We start from the raw sequence: 6,097 nt of genomic DNA on the forward strand, positions 1-6,097 counted from the left end.
GAATAGCCTACCTCGATTTTCGAGGGCGGACATCATTAAATTTTGTCAAAATCAGTTGACTTCTACGATCGATTATTTTGTAGTAATACGTAAAAGCGGGTTTTAAGGTGTCTTCCGCCGATTCCACAAGAAACAAATGCCGTGTTCCTTCACTATCAGTAGGATTATCTAACTGGTAAGGATACCACCACGACTCCGTTGATGTATCATGAACAATACCGCCAATCCGATTGCGATTCAAGAATTTTATCACGCTTAGCAACCGAGCAACCTTGGCTTTCGGCAAATTTACAAACCCTGGATTGAGTAGGGACACCGTGTCGATTTTGCCAATGTTGTAGTGAGAGCGAAGCATAGTCGATTTATCAACCTTGAAATGAAAAATACTGTCCTGGCGGACATAGCAACTTAAAAATATGGTTGGATTGATCGCTTCACACCATTGACGTAATACGCGCATTGAGTCCTGAACGGATTGGACCGGATCGTTCAGCGCGATCTGGGATTGATAAACCACCGGGCTTGGTCTGAAAGCAAAGTAGTAGACCAAACCAGCAATACCTATGGGAGCAATAAGAAATTTCATGTAGAGTGCTTCTAAAAAGCTATTATATAAATGCCTGAACTGAAGCTAAGAATGGTCGTCATGGGCTGCATACCAGTAGAAAGCGATGTAGAGCGCTATCAGAACGAAGCCATAAGCCAGGGTCAATTGTACGCTTAAATGATCATGATAGGCATGAGCGATGGCCCTGGTCAGGGAGGTCGGGCGTGCCAGAACATCCCAACTATTCCAACGACCAAACCGACCCAGGTAAATCCCAAATCCCGACAGGAGCTGACTGGTCGTGATAACCGCCCAGGTATACACGTTGCCAAGCAGTGGCTTGACCATACGGTGAACGATTAGTATCGAGTAAAGGCCTGTTAGTAAGCCAGTCAGGGCGAATATAAAGATGGACATCGTGTCGAACCAGAGCAACGGATGGTCGATATATTTAAGATGAAATAAATCGGTAATGATGTAGGGGGCGTTGGGAAGAAAAGCTAGCCAGAGCATCAGACCACTTAGCATCAGCCACGGACTTCGAAAGCCAGCCGTTCGCAGATCGCGAAGGGTAAGTATGGTGCCAAGCGGAAACCAGGCTAAAGCCAGATTCCAGGTGAGGCATATAAAGAACCACCAGTTTCCGGTCAATAGCCCGCGTGCCACAACCAGACTCAGCCCAGTGGCGCTTAGCAAGGCTAAAATGCGTAGTCCTTTACCTGACCGGGCATCCCGGTGCTCCCAAAAGCCAGAGCGATACGAAGGAGAATATAGTGTTTGCATATTTAAAGTACTTTGTTTTGCAAAGTAAAACGTTTATTCGGTTGCGAGTCAAGTAATTTGATAAAAAATAATAGGGTGGTTAGGGGAGGGTATGAGGTCGGTAGGGCTTACGGTCAATCGTTCCTGCTTTGCGGCTTCCTCCTTTTACCGTATTTTTACCAGATGACTTTTGATCAATTGCCCCCCCGCCGTCAGGAACAACTGATGGCATTCGACCGATTGCTGACGATTATGGACGAGTTGCGTGAACAGTGCCCCTGGGATCGCAAACAAACATTAGAAAGTCTGCGCCATTTGACCATCGAAGAAACCTACGAGCTGTCCGACGCCATTCTGGAGAATGATCTACCTGAAATCCGTAAAGAGTTGGGTGATATTCAGTTACACCTGGTTTTTTACGCTAAGATCGCATCGGAATCGGGTGCTTTCGACATGGCCGATGTGTTGAATAGCGTGTGTGATAAACTCATCAGCCGCCATCCGCATATATACGGCAACGTCGTTGCCGAAACGGAAGAACAGGTAAAGGCAAACTGGGAGCAACTGAAGTTGAAGGAGGGCAACAAGTCGGTGTTGGGTGGGGTGCCAGGCTCGTTGCCTGCGCTGGTCAAAGCCATGCGTATTCAGGAAAAAGCGCGGGGAGCCGGATTTGACTGGGACGAAAAACAGCAGGTTTGGGAAAAGGTGGAAGAAGAAATGCAGGAGTTCAAAGCTGAATTCAATGCAGAAGCCAATGAAACCATCGACCAACAGCGGGCCGAAGGCGAGTTTGGGGATTTACTGTTTTCGCTGGTCAATTATGCCCGATTTATTGACATCAATCCGGAAACCGCGCTAGAGCGTACGAATAAAAAATTTATCAGGCGCTTTCAGTATCTGGAAGAGCAGGCTCGGGCGCATGGTAAAAACCTTAGCGACATGACCCTGGCTGAAATGGATGTGTACTGGAACGAAGCAAAAGTGCGGGGATGATACAGGATGTAAGAGATATAGTGTACATTGCTACCCCATACGTGCCAGACCACAGATCACACACTGATTATGCGAATTGCGTTTATTACTGATATGCATCTCGATACCGAGGGCGAAAAACCCCAGGGCGTTGATGTTCGTACGAATTTTTTGAATGCACTGGCTTTTCTGAATGAGCTAAAGCCGAATTGTGTTGTGATTGGTGGCGACATCTGCAATACGGAAGGCGATAAAGCAATTTATGAATGGGTCGAACAGCAATTGGGGAAACTGATTATTCCGTATTACATCATTCCGGGTAATCACGACGACGCTACGCTCATTGCGGAAGTTTTTCATAAAAAGCACGACTTGTTCGATAACGAGCTGTACTATGCGCTGCCCCTTGAAGGACGCCCGGTTCTGTTTCTGGACTCATCGAAAGGCGTATTTTCCGATGCGCAATGGACCTGGCTAACGGATTATCTGACCGCCTTGCGCGACAATAATGTCGTGATCATGATGCACCATCCACCGTTGCCGGCCGATGTCCGCTTCATGGATGCCAAATATCCTTTTCGGCAGAGTGATGAATTCCTCGATCTGGTGCAGAAACTACCTTGCCATGTGACCGTGATTTGTGGGCATTATCATGTCGAAAAAGTGATTCAGCGAGGCAATTTGCTGGTACTGTTGTCTCCATCGACGTTTTACCAGATGAAACAGGATACACCCGGATTTGCCGTTGATAACTACCGGGTAGGTATCCGCGAAGTCAACCTGACTACACATGGTACCATCAGCACGGTACACTACCTCTGACCAGACTGACCTCCGAAAAAAGTGTAAATTTGGTACTATCTTTGATTAGTAGCATCGTTAGGATCAATGATGCAGCAAGTTTACACGTCTGTCGGTAAGTGTTCCCGAGCCGGGATCGTTACGGCCGTACTCGTTTTGTTCGGCCTTTTGCAGACCTATGCGCAAACCACAATAGAAACGGCAAAACAGTATGTCGTTACCAATGCTGGAACGCATAACCTGACAGCTCCCGATGTCAATGGAGCGATTGTGTCAAGTGCCTATCAATCACCTACGACAGGCTGGTATCACGTTTATTTTAATCAAGCCTACCAGTCGGTTGAGATCTACAACCGGCTCATGAGTGTGGTACTGGTCGATAGTCAGGTTGCCTACCTTACGCATAATTTTATACCCCGTATTGACTTCGTATCCAAAAAAGGGTCGCTGAAAGGGTTGATCACACCACTGAGTGCCTTACAGAAAGCGGTTGCCAATTTGGGGCTGAATCAGGCCAGTTTAACGACTATCCGGGAACTCATTACGACAAAACTAACCGATGGAACGCTAACGCAGAGTGTTTTCTCGATACCAGCCCTTTCCGACGAAAAAATTAATGTCAAACTCTACTGGTTGCCGGTCGAAGTAGATCAGAAAGGACAAAAACAGATTGAAAAACTGGCGCTTACCTGGAATGTACGCTTTCTGACCAAAGATGCCCAAAAAGGCTGGAATATTCACGTAGATGCGGCCTCGGGCGATATTGTTCAGAAAACGGACGACGTTATACACTGTAATTTCGGCGGGCCTCATCAGGTAAGTCGCTCATCGGTAGGTCATGCTAGCCGTGACCAGGTCCGCTATTTTGGGCAGGATAAGGTGAGCTTTGTGGCGAATAGTTATACTGTTTTTGATTATCCGCTCGAAAGCCCGAACCACGGTTCCCGTACTGTTTCAGTAAACCCTTATACCCGTTTTGTTCCTTCCGGAACTGGCCCGAGCACAACAAATGGCTGGCATAATGATGGAACGACGAATTACCTGACAACGCGCGGAAATAATGTCTGGGCCCAGGAAGACACAACAGATATTGATAGCATTGGCTACAGCCCGACTTCGGTAACGAAAGAATTTAATTATCCTTATACGCTGGGTTTGAATACGGCTTCCAGTAATCAGAATGCCGCCATTACCAATCTATTTTACTGGAATAACCTGCTTCACGATGTGTTATGGAAATTTGGTTTTGATGAACCCAGTGGAAATTTTCAGAATAATAACCGTGGGCGAGGAGGGCTGGGTAATGATTTTGTCTATGCCGATGCGCAGGATGGAGGGAGCACCAACAATGCCAATTTTTATCCCCCTCCCGATGGGATAAATGGTCGTATGCAGATGTACCTCTGGACTATCCCGACTACGTACCAGGCTGATGGGGATTTTGATAACGGCATCATCGCTCATGAATATGCGCATGGCTGGTCGACTCGATTAACGGGCGGTCCTGCCAACTCGTCCTGTTTACAGAATGCAGAGCAGGGGGGCGAAGGCTGGAGCGATTATCTGGCCTTAATGCTCACCACGAACTGGTCTTCGTTGAGTGCTACCGTGGCCAGTGCCAATATTCCGCGGGGTATTGGTACCTATGCCATTGGAGAGCCGACAACTGGAATAGGGATCAGAAATTATGCCTATTCCTACGATATGGCGAATGTAAACGGAGCCGTCACGTACGCTAAAATAGGGGACTCCAATTTCTCAATTCCGCATGGTGTTGGCTCAATATGGGCGACTATGCTATGGGATATGACCTGGGAGATTATTTTGCAGGATAATCAGATCACACCGAATATCTACGATACGCCAACCAGTGTAACGGCAATGCGGGGAAATATTGCTGCCCTGAAGCTGGTTAATGAAGGGTTACGATTACAGCCTTGCAGCCCGAGTTTTGTACAGTCGAGAGACGCGATTTTACAGGCGGACCAACTTTTATTTGGCGGTCGGTATCGGTGTGCCATCGGGCGGGCATTTGCGCGCAGGGGTTTAGGAGCGAATGCGTCTACAGGAGCTTCGTCAAACGACCGAATCGTGATAGAGGATTATACGCCTTTGGGTGGCAATACGCTTAGTTCGCCAACGTTGCTTACGGTTTGTTCAGGAACCTCATTTACCTACACGGCCACATCAAGTACGACTGGTGTGAGTTTTAGCTGGACGCGGCCAGCCGTAACGGGTATTAGCAATGCAACGGCCAGTGTCAACTCGGCCATTATCAACGAAACCCTGGTCAATACAACGAATCAACCCGTCTCTGTGCCCTATAGCTTCCTGCTAAACCCAAGTGGCTGTGTCGTTGGCACTTTTCCCCAGTCAGTTAGTGTCGTGGTCAACCCTGTTAGTACACCTACTGTAGGTTCGTATTCGGTATGCCAGAATGCAGCAGTGCCAGCGGGTGAAGGCCTTGTTGTTCCCAGACTGATTCTAAATACGGTAAAGGGAGCCTTATCGACCAGTTCACCAACCTATGTTCGGGCATCGGGCGATGATGCTATCGCTTATGTAGCAGGCTATACGGTGTATTATCAATCGTTTACCTTTACGGCTCCGGTAAGTGGTCCGCTAACGGTCGGCATCTCAGACGCAGCTTTAAGTGATGGATTCAATGACACCTATTTGTCGCTCTATAAAGCACCATTTAATCCGGCTAGTCCGGCTACTAATTTCCTTCATGGCGACGACGATAGCGGCCCGGCTTATTTATCCCAATTGACACACACCCTCACAAAAGACACCACCTATGTACTCGTGGTCGCTACTTATTTTGGGGGCGTAACCGGACCATTTACCGCACAGGCGAATGGCCCCGTCTTTTTAGGTGGACTACCGAATTGGTTCACCGCATCGACGGGGGGCACTCCTATTGCCACCGATACGCTGTTTAACCCTGTAGGATTGGCTGGGTCTGGTATTCCCAATACGGCTACGGCAGGTACGACAACGTTTTATGTAGCC

General features: G+C 48.0%; 4 protein-coding genes and 1 pseudogene. 3 read left to right on the plus strand and 2 right to left on the minus strand.

The features are described from left to right. Nucleotides 1-7: 7 nt before the first annotated feature. Both BGO59_RS13785 and BGO59_RS13790 read right to left on the minus strand, forming a co-directional pair. Complete coding sequence (locus tag BGO59_RS13785) at nt 8-586, minus strand: hypothetical protein (RefSeq protein ID WP_293684192.1); 579 nt, start codon at nt 584-586, stop codon at nt 8-10. 45 nt (nt 587-631) lie between these two features. After that, complete coding sequence (locus BGO59_RS13790) at nt 632-1,330, minus strand: DUF1361 domain-containing protein (protein ID WP_293684193.1); 699 nt, start codon at nt 1,328-1,330, stop codon at nt 632-634. A 162-nt stretch (nt 1,331-1,492) separates the two neighbouring features. Between BGO59_RS13790 and mazG the strand changes: the two genes are divergently transcribed. The 3 genes and pseudogenes from mazG to BGO59_RS13805 all read left to right on the plus strand — a co-directional run. Next, nucleotides 1,493-2,302, plus strand: coding sequence for a nucleoside triphosphate pyrophosphohydrolase (mazG, locus tag BGO59_RS13795; RefSeq protein WP_293684194.1), 810 nt, complete (start codon nt 1,493-1,495; stop codon nt 2,300-2,302). Between the two features lie 69 nt (nt 2,303-2,371). Then, entirely contained in the window at nt 2,372-3,103 is a 732-nt protein-coding gene (locus BGO59_RS13800; RefSeq protein WP_293684195.1) for a metallophosphoesterase, read from the plus strand. 66 nt (nt 3,104-3,169) lie between these two features. Continuing rightward, nucleotides 3,170-6,097, plus strand: a pseudogene (locus tag BGO59_RS13805) (M36 family metallopeptidase); the annotation flags it as partial.

Origin of the sequence: Spirosoma sp. 48-14, from assembly GCF_001898575.1 — a bacterium.
Lineage (GTDB): Bacteria > Bacteroidota > Bacteroidia > Cytophagales > Spirosomataceae > Spirosoma.